Source organism: Actinoalloteichus fjordicus, assembly GCF_001941625.1.
Taxonomy (GTDB): domain Bacteria; phylum Actinomycetota; class Actinomycetes; order Mycobacteriales; family Pseudonocardiaceae; genus Actinoalloteichus_A; species Actinoalloteichus_A fjordicus.
In genome coordinates this window covers 4,756,646-4,774,487 of record NZ_CP016076.1, presented here as the reverse complement: position 1 = coordinate 4,774,487, position 17,842 = coordinate 4,756,646, and the positions used below count along the sequence as shown (strand labels likewise).

17 protein-coding genes are annotated in these 17,842 nt (G+C 71.3%); 5 read left to right on the top strand and 12 right to left on the bottom strand.

Annotated elements, in window-relative coordinates; all coding sequences use genetic code 11:
- Positions 1 to 18 precede the first annotated feature (18 nt).
- Complete coding sequence (locus tag UA74_RS20265; RefSeq protein WP_075765206.1) at positions 19 to 483, bottom strand: hypothetical protein; 465 nt, start codon at positions 481 to 483, stop codon at positions 19 to 21.
- A 103-nt stretch (positions 484 to 586) separates the two neighbouring features.
- Entirely contained in the window at positions 587 to 853 is a 267-nt protein-coding gene (locus tag UA74_RS20260) for a RapZ C-terminal domain-containing protein (RefSeq protein WP_157434642.1), read from the bottom strand.
- A gap of 237 nt (positions 854 to 1,090) precedes the next feature.
- Between UA74_RS20260 and UA74_RS20255 the strand changes: the two genes are divergently transcribed.
- Positions 1,091 to 1,366, top strand: coding sequence for a hypothetical protein (locus tag UA74_RS20255; RefSeq protein WP_075765204.1), 276 nt, complete (start codon positions 1,091 to 1,093; stop codon positions 1,364 to 1,366).
- Positions 1,367 to 1,393: 27 nt separating this feature from the next.
- On the opposite strand, the gene UA74_RS20250 is transcribed toward UA74_RS20255, so the two are convergent.
- The 9 genes from UA74_RS20250 to UA74_RS20210 all read right to left on the bottom strand — a co-directional run bounded on the left by UA74_RS20250 (position 1,394) and on the right by UA74_RS20210 (position 12,347).
- Complete coding sequence (locus UA74_RS20250) at positions 1,394 to 1,738, bottom strand: hypothetical protein (protein WP_157434330.1); 345 nt, start codon at positions 1,736 to 1,738, stop codon at positions 1,394 to 1,396.
- Between the two features lie 8 nt (positions 1,739 to 1,746).
- The gene (locus UA74_RS20245) at positions 1,747 to 2,517 is read right to left on the bottom strand and encodes a hypothetical protein (RefSeq protein WP_075765202.1); all 771 of its coding nucleotides are present in this window, start codon (positions 2,515 to 2,517) and stop codon (positions 1,747 to 1,749) included.
- Between the two features lie 176 nt (positions 2,518 to 2,693).
- Positions 2,694 to 3,827, bottom strand: coding sequence for an oxygenase MpaB family protein (locus UA74_RS20240; RefSeq protein WP_075765200.1), 1,134 nt, complete (start codon positions 3,825 to 3,827; stop codon positions 2,694 to 2,696).
- A gap of 362 nt (positions 3,828 to 4,189) precedes the next feature.
- Complete coding sequence (locus UA74_RS20235) at positions 4,190 to 5,902, bottom strand: dipeptide ABC transporter ATP-binding protein (RefSeq protein ID WP_075765198.1); 1,713 nt, start codon at positions 5,900 to 5,902, stop codon at positions 4,190 to 4,192.
- A gap of 200 nt (positions 5,903 to 6,102) precedes the next feature.
- Positions 6,103 to 7,881, bottom strand: a complete 1,779-nt coding sequence (locus tag UA74_RS20230) for a gamma-glutamyltransferase family protein (RefSeq protein ID WP_232237859.1) — start codon at positions 7,879 to 7,881, stop codon at positions 6,103 to 6,105.
- 34 nt (positions 7,882 to 7,915) lie between these two features.
- Entirely contained in the window at positions 7,916 to 8,791 is an 876-nt protein-coding gene (locus tag UA74_RS20225) for an ABC transporter permease (RefSeq protein WP_075765194.1), read from the bottom strand.
- A complete protein-coding gene (locus UA74_RS20220; RefSeq protein WP_075765192.1) occupies positions 8,791 to 9,744 on the bottom strand; it encodes an ABC transporter permease in 954 nt (317 codons plus the stop codon). The genes UA74_RS20225 and UA74_RS20220 overlap by 1 nt, the downstream gene beginning before the upstream one ends.
- Position 9,745: 1 nt before the next feature.
- Positions 9,746 to 11,434: an ABC transporter substrate-binding protein gene (locus UA74_RS20215; RefSeq protein WP_083683396.1), complete on the bottom strand. Its 1,689-nt coding sequence runs from the start codon at positions 11,432 to 11,434 to the stop codon at positions 9,746 to 9,748.
- A gap of 286 nt (positions 11,435 to 11,720) precedes the next feature.
- Positions 11,721 to 12,347, bottom strand: coding sequence for a GntR family transcriptional regulator (locus UA74_RS20210; protein WP_075744021.1), 627 nt, complete (start codon positions 12,345 to 12,347; stop codon positions 11,721 to 11,723).
- A gap of 170 nt (positions 12,348 to 12,517) precedes the next feature.
- Between UA74_RS20210 and UA74_RS20205 the strand changes: the two genes are divergently transcribed.
- The 3 genes from UA74_RS20205 (at position 12,518) to UA74_RS20195 (ending at position 16,049) form a co-directional block, all read left to right on the top strand.
- Positions 12,518 to 13,273, top strand: a complete 756-nt coding sequence (locus tag UA74_RS20205) for a YoaK family protein (protein ID WP_232237344.1) — start codon at positions 12,518 to 12,520, stop codon at positions 13,271 to 13,273.
- A 290-nt stretch (positions 13,274 to 13,563) separates the two neighbouring features.
- Positions 13,564 to 15,213 (top strand): PepSY-associated TM helix domain-containing protein, encoded by a 1,650-nt coding sequence (locus UA74_RS20200; RefSeq protein WP_083683393.1) that lies wholly within the window; start codon positions 13,564 to 13,566, stop codon positions 15,211 to 15,213.
- A complete protein-coding gene (locus UA74_RS20195; protein WP_075765186.1) occupies positions 15,213 to 16,049 on the top strand; it encodes a DUF5134 domain-containing protein in 837 nt (278 codons plus the stop codon). Before UA74_RS20200 ends, UA74_RS20195 begins: the two co-directional genes overlap by 1 nt.
- Before the next feature lie 461 nt (positions 16,050 to 16,510).
- Here the strand turns inward: UA74_RS20195 and UA74_RS20190 are convergent, their stop codons facing one another.
- Entirely contained in the window at positions 16,511 to 17,275 is a 765-nt protein-coding gene (locus UA74_RS20190; protein WP_075741666.1) for a TetR/AcrR family transcriptional regulator, read from the bottom strand.
- A 123-nt stretch (positions 17,276 to 17,398) separates the two neighbouring features.
- Here UA74_RS20190 and UA74_RS20185 point away from each other — a divergent pair, with 123 nt between their 5' ends.
- Positions 17,399 to 17,791 (top strand): VOC family protein, encoded by a 393-nt coding sequence (locus tag UA74_RS20185; protein ID WP_075741665.1) that lies wholly within the window; start codon positions 17,399 to 17,401, stop codon positions 17,789 to 17,791.
- Positions 17,792 to 17,842: the final 51 nt, after the last annotated feature.

Here is a 17,842-nt window from a genome sequence, read left to right as displayed (position 1 = left end):
CCATACCAGGTGGCCTTGCTAGTGGCGGCCCATGCGAATGACCTTCTCGGGGCTGATCTTCGTTCCCTTGCGGCGAAGCTCGGCGATCTCCTCGGCATAGCGGACTTCCGGTGCGGGTTGCCGGTCGGTGTCCGTCGGGGGACTGGTGGACGGCGGCCGAGTCGTCGTCTCCTCGGTGGAGGATGACACCGAGGGCAGTACGCCGGCGTCGCCGATGCCGTGTCCGGCGATTTCGTGGCAGTAGCCGTCGATGAGGTCCTGCGCCTGGCCGAACAGGGCGTGGGCCGCGCGGACCTCCTCACCGGACGCGCGGGCCAGGTGGTTGACCTGCTCGACCTCGGGTTGCGCCGAACCGAGGGTGGCGGTGGCGAAGACGGTCGCGCCGTCGGTGATCGCCGCGTCGGCTTCGGCCGTCGCCCGCCGGGCCTCGGTCAGCAGGGCATGGGCTTGACGCAGTTGCTCGACCACGTCCGTGACCGACACGGCTCGACTCCTCACTGCTGGTAACCGGTGATGGGTGTGATGATGCCGGACGCCCCCATGCCCCGGTCGCACGGGTGCGCGGCCGGGGCACGGGGGCGGAACGTCAGACTGCGGAAACGCCGATCCCACAACGGGTGAGATCGCGGTGGGTGATGGTCAGCGTGCAGCGCGGGTGCGCGGCGCCGAGGAGATCGGCCAGCAGCAGGACCACTGCGGGCGATCGGTGCCACCCGCCCGTGCACCCGACCGCGATGTGAACCGCCCGGCTGTCGCGCGCCTGCGCGGCCATGATCCGGGCGCCGAAGGCGAACCGCCGACCCGACTGGACGATGCCCGGCCCAGTGTAGAACTGGCAGTCACGACACCCCATGCTCACGGCGACCTTCTCTCGGACCCGGTGTTCACCGGCACCGGCATATCTCGCGGGTGGCTCGCCGTACCTGGCTGTGATCAACTAGCGTCAAGGAGTAGCGCGCCTACATAGCGCCTTGGAGGTGTCGACCAAGAAATCTGCCAGAAGAAGAGTGAAATCCAGCAGGCAGACGGTCTGCATCGCCCTCGTCAGACCCGGCACCACGCGAGGGAGACCCGTCTCACTCGCTGATCAGTGTCGACGCTCGCACCGGCACCCCGCTCCGCACCGGGCGGTTCCGCCGAAGGGGGCGGGTCGATCACCATCCCGGTCGGGGCGCATGTCGTAGTCCTGGTAGCGCTCACGCTGGCATCGGGGCCGTTGTACCTCGACGCCGCGCCGGTACGCCCGCAATTCTGCGCGGGCGCGATCACCGACTGGGCGAGCCGCCTGCTGCCGACCACGCTCGACGCGACCGCCCTCACTGCTACCCACAACGCCGGGTACCTCGTATGGGTCACCCTCGCCTGATCACAGTCTTCTCGTCGTCCAGGGGTGTCAGAACACGCATTCACCGTCGAGGATCGCGCCGTTGGCCTGGTAGTCCACGCTGGCAACGTTCGGGCACTCGCGCTTGAGCCGGGCGGCCAGGTTCTTACCGCGCTCGATCCATGCCTGCTTGGCCTCGGGGGTCGGGAATCCGGAGTCCTGCGGGACGGCAAGGTTCAAGGTCGCCTGGTATTCGTCGTCCCATGCGGTCAGCTCGCGGGCGAGGTCGGCGCTGAACCCGAGGTGCTCGGCGGCTTCCTCGATCGTCCAGTTCGTACCGCGTCCCTTCTGGACGTGGTAATAGAACGGGCCCTCATCGAATCCGGCAAGGATGCCCACCTGTACGGGTTTCATCGTGTGTCTCACTTCCTGCGGAGGTGCGGGCGGACGCGGCCGGGCTCGTCCCGGTTCATGGGGTGCGAGGTGACGATGTAGCCGTTGCTGCCGAACAGGACCGAGAATCGGCGCATCGACCCGTCGAACTCGACGTCGTAGACCTCTCGATCCCTGCCGGTATAGCCGATCAGGTCGCCGCGCTCGATACCGGCGAAGATCAGATCCGGCACGCGGTGTGGTGGCGTGCCGAGGTCTTCGAAGTTCCCCTTCCGGAAGGGCCGATTGATGTGGCCGAGGCCGGACCCCTCATCGCCCAGTTCCAACCAGACGATACGGCCGTCACGATGCCGGGTCATGCGCACGATACGTTCCACGCTGATCTTGACGCCGTTGCGGCGGAGTTCGGCGATCTGCTCGGCGTAGCGGACTTCGGGCGCGACCCGGTCGGGAGGCGGCGAGCTTGTCGACGGCGACCGAACCGTCTCGTCTGCGGACGGCGACACCACCACCGGTGGCCCGGCGTCGCCGACGCCGTGTCCGGCGATTTCGTGGCAGTAGCCGTCGATGAGGTCCTGCGCCTGGCCGAACAGGGCGTGGGCCGCGCGGACCTCCTCACCGGACGCGCGGGCCAGGTGGTTGACCTGCTCGACCTCGGGTTGCGCCGAACCGAGGGTGGCGGTGGCGAAGACGGTCGCGCCGTCGGTGATCGCCGCGTCGGCTTCGGCCGTCGCCCGCCGGGCCTCGGTCAGCAGGGCATGGGCTTGACGCAGTTGCTCGACCACGTCCGTGACCGACACGGCTCGACTCCTCACTATCGGTGATCGTCCGATCATGCCGGACACAGAGTTTCGCCGGTCGAGTGGGTGCGAGGCCAGAGCGCGACAGACGTCAGGACTCAGGACGCGGTCGGCGCCGCGTCCGCGTCCGCCACGCGCTCAGTCAGCCCGTCGTCACCGGGGCAGCGTTAATCCGTTCACCCGCGACCGGCCGGGCACGTACCCGCCGCGAGCCACTTCTCCTTCAGCTCGGCGGGGATGTTCAGCGTGGTGGGCTGCCCGTCGCACAGGACACGGGCGCTGCCACTGAGCAGCAGGCTGCCCGCCTTGTCCAGGACGGTCGTGGCGAGCCTGCTGCGGTCCTCCGCCCGTTCCAGGACACGCATCAACCGGGCTCCGGCGCGGACGGCACGGCGCCAGCCTCGGGAATGCGGCACGCCCATCCAGTCGGCCACGTGCGGATGAACCGTCTGGCGGACCATCGCCGCGACGACGCCGTCGAACACCTTGCCGGGCACCATCTTCTCGTAGAGGTCGAGCAGATTCCGCGTGAGCTCCACGCCTTCGGCCGATGGCGCGTACGAGGCTTCGACGAGCGTCGCGTTGAGTTCTTGTGCCTCGGCCAGGGTCTCCGGCATCGCATCGGCGGGAATTCCGAGTAAGGCGCCGGTCACCCGCCAGACGTAGTAGTAGTCCTCGGCTTCCTGCTCGGTCACGGAGACCCCGATCCGCCGCATGCCGTCGATCACCTGTACCGAGAAGATGAGCAGCGCGCCGAGCAGATCCTGCTGGCAGATGGGCACCCCGTCGGCCTCGACGTCCCAGGTACCGGAGCGAGTGATGAAGTACCGCACGGCGGCATGGATCAACCGGGTCTTCTGGATGGTGGGCATGAAGGCTCCACCGGCCCCGAACGGTGCAGGCCCCATCATGTTGAGCACGAACTGCGAAGTCTCCGACAGCCGTCGATGCGGTTGATTCAATCTGTGGGTCAGCGCCAGCACCCGGGACGGTCTCGGCTGCGCGTAGCAGTTGACCATCGCACCGAACGACAGGACCGAGGCGACGTGCACGCCGTCGTCGATGAAGAAGTCATACGCGCCCGCCACGCGATCGAGGTCGGTCCAGTCGGGCACGGTGTCGGTGGCGAGGAGATACGCCCGCACCGACGGCGGTAACTCCTCGGGGACGGGCTGGTCGTTGGCGCGGAACTGAGCGAGGACCTCGTTCACCGCGCCCACCTGGTCGGTGGCCACGAGGTCGGTGATCACGTCGTCCGCGAGCGGGTCGCCGTGGAATTTCAACGCCTCGATGCCGGCTTGGTCGATCACTGGGCTGCCACCTCTTGCCGCTGCGGTGCGCCTCTCGCGCCCGATCAGCTAAGGCCCTTCCGGGCGCGATGACCAGACCTGCCGACCTCGATCCCCCGATTTCCCCTTATCTACCGCCCGAACGGCCTAGAAGACTGCGCCGTGAGTTCGTCGCCATCCGGTGCCCAGGACGTCGCGCCGCCGGCCGATGTGTGCACATCGGCCGGACGGACGTCGGACGAGCCGGTTCGCCGACCGGGCGTCGGGCAGCATCGGACGGAGCAGCATCGATCCGCCCCGGAGCGACATCGAGCCCCGCCGTAACCGGCGGCGGCCCGCGCTGCCCAGCGTCCGGTCGCCCAGCCCGAAACTCGGGGCCGCCCTCAGCCGAAGAACCCCGCCCCCGGAATCGCGTCGAGCAGATTGCGCGTGTAGTCGGTCTCCGGGTTCTCGAAGACCCGATCGACGGTGTCCCGCTCGACGACCTGGCCCGCGCGCATCACCAGGACGTCGTCGGCGATGAGCCGCACCACGGCGAGGTCGTGGGTGATGAACAGGTAGGTCAGCCCCAGATCCCGCTGCAACCCGGCGAGCAGCCGCAATACCTGGTCCTGGACCAGGACGTCCAATGCGGACACCGCCTCGTCGCAGATGACCACCGAGGGCTCCAGCGCCAGCGCCCTGGCCAGCGCGACTCGCTGCCGCTGTCCGCCGGAGAGCTCGTTGGGGTGGCGCTGCGCGACGCTACGCGGCAGCGCGACGTGATCGAGCAGCTCGGCGACCCGCTTCCTGCGGCTTTGCCGGTCACCGGTGCGGAACACCCGCAGCGGCTCGTCCACGATGCGCTCGATGGTGAACATCGGGTTGAGCGAGCCGTAGGGGTCCTGGAACACCGGCTGCATCGCGCGGCGGATCGCCCGCCGCTCCGCGCCACGCGCGGTCTGCACCGTGCGGCCGTCGAGCCGCACCGTACCGGCCGTGGGCGTCTCCAGGCCCAGCACCATCTTGGCGATGGTGGACTTCCCGGAGCCGGACTCGCCGACGATCGCGGTGGTGGAGCCCCGACGCACGCCGAAGCTGACGTCGTCGACCGCGCGCAGCGTCCCCGAGAGCCGTCCCCGGAGGCGATAGTCCTTCACCAGCCCGTCGACGACGAGAACGTCATCGTCCTTCCGCGCAGCCGGGTCGGTCGGTGCGGCCGAGCGGTCCGCCGCGCCGAGTTCGGCCGGTGTCTCCCGCTCGGCGACGGTGGTCGCGGTCGACGTCGTGCCGCCGAGGAATCGCCGGGCGGTCACCACCGACGGCGCGGCGGCCACCAGCCGCCGGGTGTACTCGTGCTGCGGGTCCTCCAGCAGCCCGCGCGCCGAGCCGGACTCCACCACCCGGCCCTGCGACATGACGAACACCGTGTCCGCCCGGTCGGCGGCCAGGCCGAGATCGTGGGTGATGAACAGCAGCGAGGTGCCTAGGGACGACACGAGCGTCTCCAGGTGGTCCAGGATCTGCCGCTGCACGGTGACGTCGAGTGCGGAGGTCGGCTCGTCGGCGATGAGCAGCTGCGGCTGGCAGGCCAGCCCGATCGCGATGAGCACCCGCTGCCGCATCCCGCCGGAGAACTCGTGCGGATACTGCCGCGACCGCCGCGCCGCGTCCGGGATGCCCGCGTCGCCCATCAGCTCGATCGCCCGGCTGCGCGCCGCCGCGCCCGTGGCGAGTCCGTGGGCACGCAGCGTCTCGGCCACCTGATCCCCGACCCGGCGCACCGGGTTCAGGTTGGACATCGGATCCTGCGGCACCAGCCCGACCTCGCGGCCGCGCAGCCTGCGCAGCCGAGGCTCGCCCGCCGTGGTGATGTCCTCGCCTCGGAACAGGACGTTGCCCGAGGTGATCCGGCCCCGGCCCGCCAACAGGCCCAGGACCGCCATCGCGGCGGTGGACTTCCCGGAGCCGGACTCGCCGACGACGGCGACCCGCTCGCCAGGGCGCACCATGAGGTCGACCCCGCGCACGGCGGGCGTCGCGCCCGGTGCGGTGGAGAAGGACACCTCGAGGTCGCGTAGTTCGAGAAGCGGTGCGGCGGTGTCGGTCTCGGTCATCGTCCTCAAGCTCCTGGAGTCTTCTGGTGCGCCGTCTTCTGGGTCGACTGCCTTCTTGCATCGCGTTCCGCGGGGCGCCGCTGCCCGGTGGGCTGCCGTCGTGCGGGGCTCTCGGTGTTCGCGCCACGGCCTCGGTCTGCCGTAGTGCCGTCGGACCGGTGCGCGCGGGCGGAGCCCCTCGTCCGCCCGCGCGCCGTCGATCAGCGTCCGACGGCGTAGCCCTGCATGCCGCGGGGGTTCGCCGCTGCCGTCAGCACTCCGGTGGCCGGGTCTCTGGACACCGAGGACAGCCTGCCCAGCGCCCAGTCGCCGGCCCTGGTGACGAGATGCCCGAGGCGGGTCAGTTCCGCGATGACCTCCTCGCCGATGCGGTCCTCGACGACGATCTCGCCGGGGGTCCAGGTGCGCGGCCAGAAGGAGCCGGGCATCGAGGTGGTGTGGAAGGCCGGGGCGTCGATCGCCTGCTGCGGCGTGTACCCGCCGACGATGGTCCGCAGCAGGTAGAGCAGCTGCCACTGGTCCTGCTGGTCGCCGCCGGGCGAGCCGAGCGCGGTCACCGGCACGCCGTCGCGCAGCACGAGGGTCGGCGTCAGCGTGGTGCGCGGCCGCTGCCCCGGGCGCAGGCCTGAGGGCGAGTCCTCATCCAACCAGGTCATCTGCAGCCGCGTGCCCAGGCAGAAGCCGAGCTCGGGGATGGTGGGGGAGGACTGGAGCCAGCCGCCCGACGGCGTCACCGAGACCAGGTTGCCCCACTTGTCGACGACGTCGACATGACACGTGTCGCCCTTCGTCTCGCCCGCGCGGCTGACGGTCGGCTCGCCTGCGGCGGCGCCCGCGCCGGAGACGTCGTAGGTCACGCGCAGCGGCGGCTGGTAGGCCGTCCGACCGGGCAGTACGCCCGGTCGCAGCTCGGCCGAGGCGGTCTCGCCGATCAGCGCCCGACGCTCGGCGGCGTACTCCGCAGACAGCAGCGTCTCGGCAGGCGGGGCGAGCGCACCCTCGCCGTCGCCGTAGTAGGCGTCCCGGTCGGCGAGCGCCAGCTTCAACGCCTCGACGATCCGGTGGGCGCCCGCTGCGGTGCTCGGATCGATCTCGGCGTCGGTGAAGCCCTCCAGGATGGCCAGCGTCTGCAACAACGCAGGCCCCTGGCCCCAGAAGCCGGTCTTGGCGATCGTGTGACCTCGGAACTCCACCGTCACGGCGGGCTCGTAGCCCGCCGAGAACCCGGCGAAGTCCGCCGCCGTGATCACGCCTGCGTGGTCGGTGCCCGAGGCGTGCCGGTGGGGGGTGCGCACGAACTCCTCGACGGCCTCGGCGACGAAGCCCTCTCGCCATGCCGACCGGGCGGCCTCGATGCGCCCCACTCGATCCGTCGCGTCGGCACCGGCCTCGACCAGCCGTTGCAGCACGCGGGCATAGGCGGGCAGCCGCACCAGCTCACCGGGCTCGGGAGCCCGGCCCTCGGGCGCCCACAGCTCGGCGGAGGTCGGCCAGTGCTCGGCGAACAGCTCCGAGACCCCGGCGATCGTCGCGCACACCCGCGCCAGCACGGGGTGGCCGTCGCGGGCGTAGCCGATCGCGAACTCCAGGACGTCGGCGAGTTCCCACGTCCCGTGGTCGCGCAGCAGCACGAACCAGGCGTCGACGGCGGCGGGCACCGCAGCGCCCAACGCCCCGGCGCCGGGGACGAGATCGAGCCCCTCCGCGCGGTAGTGCTCGATCGTCGCGCCCTGCGGTGCAGGTCCCTGACCCACCAGCACCTGCGGACTCGGGTCCGCCGCCGTGGTGAACACCCCGGTGAGGTCGCCGCCGGGACCGTTGAGGTGCGGCTCCACCACGTGCAGGACGAAGCCTGCGGCCACGGCGGCGTCGAAGGCGTTGCCGCCCCGCTCCAGCACGGCCTGCGCGGTGGCGGAGGCGGTCCAGTGGGTCGTCGCCGCCATGCCGAACGTGCCCTGGAGAGTGGGGCGGCTGGTCATCGCGGGCGGGGGGACGAAGGTCACGAGTAGGTCCTCAGCGTCGAGTGGTCGGGTCGAGTGCGTCGCGCAGGGCGTCGCCGAACAGGTTGAAGCCAAGACAGATCAGCAGGATCACCAGGCCCGGGAAGATCGCCGCCGTGGGGGCGCGCACCAGGTACTGCTGGGCGTCGGCGAGCATCACGCCCAAGCTCGGGGTGGGCGGCTGGATGCCCAGGCCGAGGAAGGACAGCGTCGCCTCGCCGATGACCGCCACGGGCATGATCACGGTGGCCTGGACGATGATCGCCGAGGTCGCGTTGGGCAGGATGTGCTGGGCGAGGATGCGGGGCCCCGAGGCGTCCAGGCCTCGGGCCGCGAGCACGAAGTCCTTGCCCTTGAACCGCAGCGTCTCGGCCCGGACCACTCGGATCATGGTGGGGATCTGCGCGACGCCCAGCGCGATCGCCGCGTTGGTCAGGCTCGGGCCGTTGATGGCGGCCAGGCCGACGGCCAGCACGAGGAACGGGAAGGCCAGCATCAGGTCGGTCAGCCGCGACACGATCGCATCGAGCACGGGCCAGAAGCCCGCCAGCAGCCCCAGCGGGGTCCCGATCATGATTGCCAGCAGCACCGACAGCCCGCCGACCTGCAACGACGTCCGCGCCCCGTGCAGGAGCCTGGAGAGGATGTCGCGGCCGAGATCGTCGGTGCCCAGCGCGTAGCCGATCGTCAGCGGCTGCTGGAACGGTGCGTCGAAGTGCACCTCGGCGGGCGAGTAGGGCGCGATCCACGGGGCCAGCAGCGCCGCCGCGATCACCACGAGCAGCAGCACACCGCCGGTGACGCCCAGCGGGTTGCGCAGGATGTCGCGCAGCACGCGCCCTCGCACCTGGGCGAGGTCGACCTGCACGGGCTCGGGGACGGTGGACATCAGGCCTTGCCTCCCACTCGGATTCGCGGGTCGATCAGCGTGTAGAGGACGTCCACGGCGAGGTTGATCAGGATGTAGGCCGCCGTCACCACCAGGACCACGGCCTGGATCACCGGGTAGTCCCGGCTGAAGACGGAGTCCAGGGTGAGCTTGCCGAAGCCGGGCAGTCCGAAGATCCGCTCGGTGACCACGGCGCCCGAGATCAGCCCGCCGAGCTGAAGCCCGACGATCGTGACCACGGTGATGAGGCTGTTCCGCAGCGCATACCGCATCAGCACGGTGCCCCGGCCGAGGCCCTTGGCCCTGGCGGTGCGGACGTAGTCGGCGGTGAGCGTCTCCAGCATCGAGGCGCGGGTCTGCCGCATCACCACCCCCGCGATGCCGGTGCCCAGGATGATGGCGGGCAGCGTCAGGTGCAGCAGGCCGCGCAGCGGGTCCTCCCACGGCGAGACGTAGCCGGAGGCCGGGAACCAGCCCAGGCCCACCGCCAGGTACAGGATCGCGAGGATGCCCAGCCAGAAGTTCGGCACCGACAGCGAGACCAGGGCGAAGCCGTTGGCGGTCCACTCCGGCCAGCGACCACGGAACACCGCCGCGACGACCCCGGCGCCGATGCCGAACAGCATCGCCACGATGAGGGCGTAGACCGACAGCTCGATGGTCACCGGCAGGGTGGTGGCGATCAGCTCGGTGACGGGTGTACCGGTGCGGACCGACTCGCCGAGGTCGCCGCTCAGGGTGTTGGTGAGGAACCGCCAGTACTGCACGAGCAGCGAGTCGTCCAGCCCGAGGTTCGCCCGGATGGCGGCCAGCTGCTCGGGGTTCGCCTCCTCACCTGCCATGGCCAGCGCGGGGTCGCCGGGCAGGGCGCGGACGCCGAGGAAGACGACCATCGAGGCCAACAGCAGGGTGACCAGTGACTGCCAGGTTCTGGTGAGCAGATAGCGGCCCACGTCAGTCCTCCTCGGCTCGGAAGGCGGCGTGGCCCAGGCGGATGACGCCGTCGGCGTAGACCTCCACGCCGACGAGGTCTTCGCTGTGCGCAGTGAGGTTGCGTTCGCGATACAGGTAGACGATCGGGTTGTCCTGCTGGAGGATCGTCACGATCTCCCCGTACAGCTCGGCTCGGCGCTCCACGTCGTCGACCTCGGCCGCCTCGGCCAGCAACTCGTCGACCTCGGGCGTGCTGTAGCCGGCGTAGTTGCTGCCCGCGCCGGTCTCCATGAACGTCCTGATGTTGTTGTTCGGGTCGATCCGCCCGGACCAGCCGAGCTGGACGGCGTCGAAGGTGCCGTTGGCCTGGACGTCGAGCAGGGTGGAGTACTCCACCGGCACGATCTCGATCTCGAAGCCGCCCTCGCCGACCGAGGCCTGCAAGGCCTGGGAGAACCGCAGCGTGTCCGGGTTGTTGGCGGCCTGGAGTCTGATCCGGTACGGCGTCTCGACGCCCGCCTCGGCGAGCAGCCTGCGCGACTCCTCGGGATCGTGCTCCGGGCAGGCCTCGCTCGCCTCGCTGGTGAACGGGCTCGCCGGGGAGATCGGGGAGCAGGCGGGCTCGAACCAGTTGTTGAACACCGAGTTGACCAGCGCGTCCCGGTCGACGGCGTGGGAGAACGCCTGCCGCACCCGAGGGTCGGCGGCCAGTGGCGTGTCGATCTCGCCGGTCTCGGCGCCCACACCCGCGACGTTGCCGACGTTGAACGTGACGCCCTGATAGCCCAGCGAGCCGATCTGAAGCACGTCGATGCCGTCTTCCAGCGCGAGCGCATCCACCTCGGTGGTGGAGACCCGGTCGATCACCTGCACGTCGCCGGAGCGCAGGTTCGCCGCCCTGATCGAGGCGTCGGACATGATCCGGTAGGTGATCGTGTCGAGGTGGACCTGGTCGGCGTCGTAGTACAGCGGATCGCGTTCCACACTGATCGAGGTCTGCGGGATGCGGTCGACGAAGCGGAACGGGCCGACGCACACCGGGTGGGAGCCGAAGTCGTCAGGGTGCTCGGCGAGCGCGTCAGGAGAGAGGATCATGCCCGCCCGGTCGGCCAGGGCGCCGGTGATCGGCGCGAAGGGTTCGGCGTAGTGCAGCACCACCTGCTCCTCGTCGAGCACCTCGATGGACTCGATCGGCCCCAGCTCCGCGCGCCGGGCCGAGTCCTCCTTCTCCAGGTGGCGGAGCAGTGTCGTGCGGACCGCCTCGGCGTCGAAGGGTGCGCCGTCGGCGAAGACGGCGCCCGTGCGCAGCGGGATGGTGACGCTGAGTCCGTCGCCGGAGACCGTCGGCAGCTCGCTGGCCAGCTGGGGGACCAGTTCGCCCTCGGCGTCGAGGTCGTAGAGCTTCTCGCAGACGCTGCTCATGACATACCGGGTGTAGAGCGAGGTCGACGTCGTCGGGTCGAGCTGGTCCGGCTCGGCCGAGAGGCCCATCACCAGATCGCCGCCCTCGCGCACCGGGGTGTCGCCCACCGGCGACCCGGTGACGTCCGAACGCTCGCCTGCTGGCGGCGGCGGCTGAACCGGGACGCAGGCGCTCGCGACCAGGGTCGCCAGCGCCGCGCCGACCGCCGCGCAGACGCGGCCTCGACGCCGGGCACGCCTGCCGGCACGCCACGAAGGCGCGGCGGGGCGCAGATCCGGGTGGGTCATGTGGGACCTCGCTACAACATCAGGAATGTATACGATCCTAGACCTTAGGTGGACGATGTTTCCATGATGTTTCCGCAGGTGCAATGGGTTCGGTTGCACCATTTGGACGGCGACTTCCCGATTGAGTCATCTTTGTATACGATTCGTCGCGCTACGGGAGCGCCCGCTTCGTGCCGGTCTCGTCATCGCCTGGGCGGCGCGGCCGAGCGGGTGTCGTGGCAGACCGGTCGGTGCCGGGTTACGTCACAGCACGGCGACTCGCCTCGCCGGGTCGACCGCGTCGGGGTCAGCCGTGGCGGAGCAGGTATCCGTGCCGGGAGTTCTCGACATGACGGCGCATGAGGAGGGCCGCACCATCGACGTCGCCCGTCTCGATCGCCGAGGCGATCAGCCGATGCTCGATCCACGAGCTCTCCGCCCGCACCGCCACGTCGGCAGCGTAGATCCACTCGATCTTGCCCGCGAGTTGTCGCAGCATCCCCGTCAGGCTCGGATTCGCCGCGATCTCGGCGATGGCGAGGTGGAACGCCGTGTTCAGATCGGTCAGATCCTGCCGCCTGCCCGCCGCCAGCGCGGAGTCTCCCGCGTCGACGACGGCCATCAGTCGAGCCACGGCCGCCGAGTCGGCCCGGCCCGCCGCCCGGCGCGCCGTGCGCTCCTCGACCGTCGCGCGCACCGCGAAGAGGTCGTCGGCGTCCGCGGTGTCCAGGGCCGCGACGGTCGAGCCCGCATAGGGGCGGGACACGACGAACCCCTCGGTCTCCAGGACCCGGAACGCCTCTCGGATCGGGACCCGCGAGACGCCGTAGGCCTCGCTCAGCGCGGCCTCGGTGACCCGCGTTCCGGGCGCGAGGGTGCCCCGGATGATGTCGCGCCGGATTCGGCCTGCGACCCGCTCGCTGAGGCTGGTCACGGTGCGCTCCTGACCCTTGATGCGGCATTCCCCTACTACGGCGGCCGTCGGAAACGACAGCTCCCTCATGCGGGCAGACGCCTGGAACGGCGGACGTCCGGCACGGCAGACGACAAGCATATCCATGCCTCCCGCGACGTCGGGAGCAGACGAGAACAGGGACGACCGAGTTGACGAGTCGCACGCCTGACAGTCGGGCACGCACCCACCTGATGCTGATGCTGGTGCTCACCTTCTCCACCGGGGTGGTCGACGCCGTCGGATACCTCGGCCTCGACCGGGTCTTCGTCGGCAACATGACCGGCAACGTCGTGCTGCTCGGCATGGGCGTGGTCGACGGCGTCGCGGGGGAGGGCGGCGTCACCGTCGGCGGCGAACCGCTGCCCGTACTGCGGCCCGCGCTGGCGCTGGTCGGCTACCTCGTCGGCGCCGTCATCGCGGGCCGAGTGCTGCGCAGGGCCGCACCCGGCTGGACGACGCACACCACCGCCCTGCTCGGGGTCGTCGCGGGAGTCCTGCTGGTGCTCAGCGGCGCCCTGCTGTTCACGGGGGCCCACCCGGCAGACCCGCTCGGCGCCGTGATCACCACCGGCACGGCCGTGGTGATGGGCATCCAGGCCGCAGCGGCCCGACGCCTCGCCGTCAAGGACGTCACCACGGTCGTGGTGACCTCGACACTGACCGGCCTCGCGGCGGACTCCCGCCTCGCGGGCGGCGACGGGCGACTGTGGGCCCGCCGGGTGGGCGCCGTCGGCCTCATCCTGCTCGGTGCGCTGGTCGGCGCGGCCCTGCTGCTGTGGCACATCGCCGCCGCCCTGCTGCTGTCCGTCGTGGCCACCGTCGTGGTCGCGGTGATCGGCCACCGGACCCGCGAGGTCGTCGCGGAGCGGGAGCCCGTGGTGCGCACCGAGGCTTCGCTGGGCTGAGCCGCCCGGCCTCGGGCGCCTGCCCGTGCGCTCGTCCGTGCCTGCCGTCGTCGATCCGCCGTCGTCGGGCCGTGTTCGGTGCCCGACCGGCGCTGGGGCGTCCGGTCGGTCGTTCGGCCGCCTCGGTGGCGGGTCGTCGACATGTTCGATCGGTTCGTCGGGAACTAACCGGCTCCGTTCGACGACCTGTGCGGTGACGGTCTCCGCCGTTCGAGATCGAGTCCGCCCGGCGACGAGGGTCCGTGCGGTCTGACGACGGCGGTCGGCGTCGCGAAGTGGACGGAGCGTAGATGAGCACGAGTTCAGCGGGGATCGGGCGTGGCGGGTCTGCGTCGGAGGGCGGCGGGCCGGAGCGGGCCGCCGCCGATGTCGCGCCGCCGGGGGAACCGCCAGGGACACCCGATGCGGGCTCGGGCCCGCCGGCGGCGAGCGGCGGCGACTCCACGACGTCGGCCTGGTCGCACCTGCGGCCCCTGGTGCTGCGGCTGCACTTCTACGCGGGCGTCTTCGTCGCGCCGCTGCTGATCATCGCCTCGCTCACCGGGCTGCTCTATGTCTTCAGCCCGCAGATCGAGCAGGCCGTCTATGACCGAGAACTGCACGTGTCCCCCACCGGAACCGCGCAGCCGCTCGCGGACCAGGTCGAGGCCGCCCGCCTCGTCCGCCCCGACGACGAGATGAGATCCGTCCGGCCGGGCCCGACGGCGACCGACACTACGCAGGTGATCTTCCACGCCCCCGACCTGCCGGAGAGCTATCACCGCACGGTCTTCGTCGACCCCTACACGACCGAGGTCCGGGGCGTCCTGGAGACCTACGGCAGCGGGCAGGCCCTGCCGGTGCGCGGCTGGATCGACTGGCTGCACCGAGGACTGCACCTCGGCGACGTCGGCAGGCTCTACAGCGAACTCGCCGCGAGCTGGCTGTGGCTGATCGTCTCGGTGGGAGCCGTGCTGTGGGTGCTGCGCAGGCGGTCCGACCGGCGGGCCCGCGCCGTCCTCGCGCCCTCGGGTGGTCCGGCGGGCCGCCGCCGCACCATGTCCTGGCACGGCTCGGTGGGCATCTGGGCGGCGGGCGGGCTCGTCCTGCTCTCGGCCACCGGACTGACCTGGTCGACCTTCGCGGGCGAGAACGTCAATCAGCTCCGTGCGGCGCTGTCCTGGGACACGCCCGCCGTGTCGACCGAACTGCCCGCCTCGGGTGCCGACACGTCTGCCCCGCCGGGTGGCGGCGCCGACGTGGGCGTGGACCAGGTCTGGGCGGCCGTCGTCGCGGCGGGGCTCACCGGCCCCGTGGAGATCACCCCGCCCGAGGAGCCCGGCACGGCCTACCGAGTGGCGGAACAGGGCCGCGTCTGGCCCACCGAGCAGGACTCGGCCGCCGTCGACCCGGCGACCGGCGAGGTCCTCGAGGTGCTGCGCTTCGACGACTATCCGCTGGCGGCCAAACTGGCCCGCTGGGGGATCGACGCCCACATGGGCTTCCTCTTCGGCTGGGTGAACCAGGCCGTGCTGGTGCTGCTGGCCGGGTCGCTGCTCGGCGTGATCTTCTGGGGCTACCGGATGTGGTGGCTGCGCAGGCCGACGCGGGCCGCCGCTTCCTCCTTCGGCAGGCCGCCCGCCCGAGGCGCCTGGCGGCGGATTCCCGGCCGAGTGCTGGCGCCGGTGATCCTCCTCGGTGTCCTCATCGCCTATTTCCTGCCGCTGCTCGGCGCCTCGCTGCTGGTGTTCCTGCTGATCGACATCCTGCTCGGCCGCCGAGACCGCCGTCGCGCCGCGCCGATCGAGGCGCCGCCGGATCCTGACGACGGCACGGAGATCGGCGCGCTCTCGGATGCCGACGCGGCCTCGGCCGTGGTCGGAGCGCCGAGTGGGGGCGCCGCCGACCCCGCCACCACGGGGGCCGGCCGCACCGACACCGACACCGCCGGAGGTGCCTGATGGTCGACGGACCCCTGCTGCGCTGGCTGTTCACCATCGGGTTCGCCGTCGCGCTGCTCGGCTTCCTGCGGCAGCTCGTGGGACGCCCGGCGGACGGCCCGAGTCTGCCCGCGCGGATCTCGGCCCTGGCCCACGTGCTGATGTGCGCGGCGATGGTCGCCATGACCTGGCCGTGGGGGATGAGCATCCCTCTCACTCCACAGCTCGTCGTGTTCTCGCTCGCCACCGCGTGGTTCCTCGCGCTGACCGTGGGGCGGCTGCGGGCGGGCCGTGAGCAGGCCGCCGGGCCGTCGGCGCACGTCCATCACACGCTGATGGCGGCGGCGATGGTGTGGATGCTGGCGATCATGCCCGCCGCGATGACGGCACCCTCGAGCAGCGGCGGCCACGTGCACGCGCTCGCCGCCCTGGGTTCGCCCGCCGAGGGCATCACGACCCTCGGCGCGGTGTCGGTCGCCCCCGAGCGGCTGGGCCTGTCCGCCCTCGTCGCCGTGCTCACCGGACTGATCGGGCTGTACCTCATCCTGTCGTCGCTGCGCTGGATCGCCGGAGCGGTCGACGCCGCGCAGGGCGTCCTCGCCGTGGAATCCGGGACCCGGCCCGCCGCAGGGTGGGTCCGTGCCGAGTGGGCAGGCCGGGCGACGGCCGAGGTCGACGGCGGGAGCGGGACGACCGGGGCCGGTGCGGTCGGGCTCGCTGCGGCCGTCCGGGAGAAGTCCGGCGGTACGGGCGCGGCGGCAGGCTCGGCGAGTGCGCTGCGCGGCGAAGCCTTCGAAGCGGCCTGTCACGCGGTGATGAGCATCGGGATGGGGGCCATGCTGCTGGTGATGCTCTGATCGGTGCGGCGGTGCGGCGGTGCGGCGGTGCGGCGGTGCGGCGGTGCGGCGGTGCGGCGGCAGGTCGCCGGAGGTCGCGGTAGGTCGCGGTAGGTCGCCGTCAGGTCGTGGCAGCTCGTTGCCAGTCATGGTAGGTCGCTGCCAGGTCGTCTTCGGGCCGCTGTGAATCGTTGCGGGACGGGTAGTTCACCTCCAGATCGCGGCAGGGCGGCAGCGGCCGCGGGCCGGTCGTCGTCCGGTCGCCGAGGTGGCGGCCGGGCTGCCGCCTCGCCCGCGTCGGCCGCCTTCTCAGCCGAGATCCGGCGGCGGCCCGCTCCGACGGTGTGGGCGGGCCGGGCCGGCCCGCGGTGTCACGGCCCTGGCCCGCCCGGCGCCGATCTCCGTTGGCAGGCCTCAGGCCTCAGCGGACTCAGGCCCCACCAGCCCCACCAGCCCCACCAGCCTCAGCGGCCTCAGCGGCCTCAGCGATCCGCGAGCAGCGCCGCGAAGCCGTCCAACACCCGCTGAAGACCGAAGTCGTAGGCGTGGTCGGGATCGGCGGCGGCCTGATGTTCCTCACCCGCTGCGGTGCCGACCCGCGCCGCCGTCGGGAAGCGGCTCGGGTCGAGGACCTTCGCCAGCAGCGGCTCGTTGGCCGCCCACCACTGCTCGTCGTTCATGGCGGTGTCGCGGGCCGCGAGTTCTCGATCGATGGCCAGCCGCGCCACGTTGTGCACGAAGCCCAGCAGATAGGTCAGGGCGGCGTCCATCTCGACGTCGGTCAAACCGATGCCCTCGAAGGCCAGCAGCTCATGCTCGTACTTGGCCATCTGACCCGGCCCCAGCACCGGCCGGGTCGTGGAGGCGGCGGCGACCCAGGGATGCCGGGCGAGCAGGGCGCGATTGCCCTCGGCGACCGCCGTCACCCGCTCCCGCCACGGCCGGTCCACGTGGTCGGGCCTCGGCATCGCCAGGTAGACGGCGTCGAGCATCAGATCCAGCAGCTCGGCCTTGCTGCGGACATAGGTGTAGAGCGACATCGGCGCCACGCCGAGGGACTGGGCGACGCGGCGCATGGTCAGCGCGTCGAGCCCGGCGCCGTCGGCGAGGGTGATCCCGGTGTCGACCACGGCGTCGACGGTGAGCCCCTGCCGCGGTCCCCGCGCGGGCCGCCCGGTGCCGGGCTCCCGCCACAGCAGTGCCAGCGTCCGGGCCGGATCGGTCGTGCCGCTGCGATCTTCGGCCATGGCGCGATCCTCTCACGGCATACTCCGTACAAGGTATAGTGTACTTTGTACGTAGTCATGGTGCCACGCTGCTGAGGCTGCGGCGTCGCCCCTCGCGATCAGCGAACGACATCGGGAGCAGCCGTGCAGATCTCATCCACCGCCATCTCCTTCACCGTCGAGGACGTCGACGCGTCCCGCGACTTCTTCCGCCGCCACCTCGGGTTCACCGAGGCGATGGCCGCCGACGGCTTCGTGTCCCTGACCCGCGAGGACGCCGCCGTCAACCTGGTGTTCCTGCGCCGAGGCATCGAGGTGCTGCCCGCACATTTGCGGGCGCAGCGGGCCGCCGGGACGATCGTCGCCTTCGTCGTCGACGACCTCGCGGGCGAGCAGGACCGCCTGCGCGCCGAGGGCGTCGAGATCACCCTCCCGCTGCGGCAGGAGCCCTGGGGCGAGCGCCTCTTCATGATCACCGACCCCAACGGAGTCTCCGTCGAACTCGTCGAGTGGGCGACCGGGGACGAGGCGGGCTGAGCGCGCGTCGAGTCCGCACCCCGCGTGGCAGGCGAAGCACCCGAGCCGCCG

Coding starts and splice junctions, on each gene's coding strand:
- UA74_RS20200 (WP_083683393.1), top strand. CDS start 13,564: ATGAGCACGAGTTCAGCGGGGATCGGGCGTGGCGGGTCTGCGTCGGAG.
- UA74_RS20260 (WP_157434642.1), bottom strand. CDS start 853: ATGGGGTGTCGTGACTGCCAGTTCTACACTGGGCCGGGCATCGTCCAG.
- UA74_RS20235 (WP_075765198.1), bottom strand. CDS start 5,902: ATGACCGAGACCGACACCGCCGCACCGCTTCTCGAACTACGCGACCTC.
- UA74_RS20215 (WP_083683396.1), bottom strand. CDS start 11,434: ATGACCCACCCGGATCTGCGCCCCGCCGCGCCTTCGTGGCGTGCCGGC.
- UA74_RS20230 (WP_232237859.1), bottom strand. CDS start 7,881: ATGACCAGCCGCCCCACTCTCCAGGGCACGTTCGGCATGGCGGCGACG.
- UA74_RS20195 (WP_075765186.1), top strand. CDS start 15,213: ATGGTCGACGGACCCCTGCTGCGCTGGCTGTTCACCATCGGGTTCGCC.
- UA74_RS20225 (WP_075765194.1), bottom strand. CDS start 8,791: ATGTCCACCGTCCCCGAGCCCGTGCAGGTCGACCTCGCCCAGGTGCGA.
- UA74_RS20250 (WP_157434330.1), bottom strand. CDS start 1,738: ATGAAACCCGTACAGGTGGGCATCCTTGCCGGATTCGATGAGGGCCCG.
- UA74_RS20190 (WP_075741666.1), bottom strand. CDS start 17,275: ATGGCCGAAGATCGCAGCGGCACGACCGATCCGGCCCGGACGCTGGCA.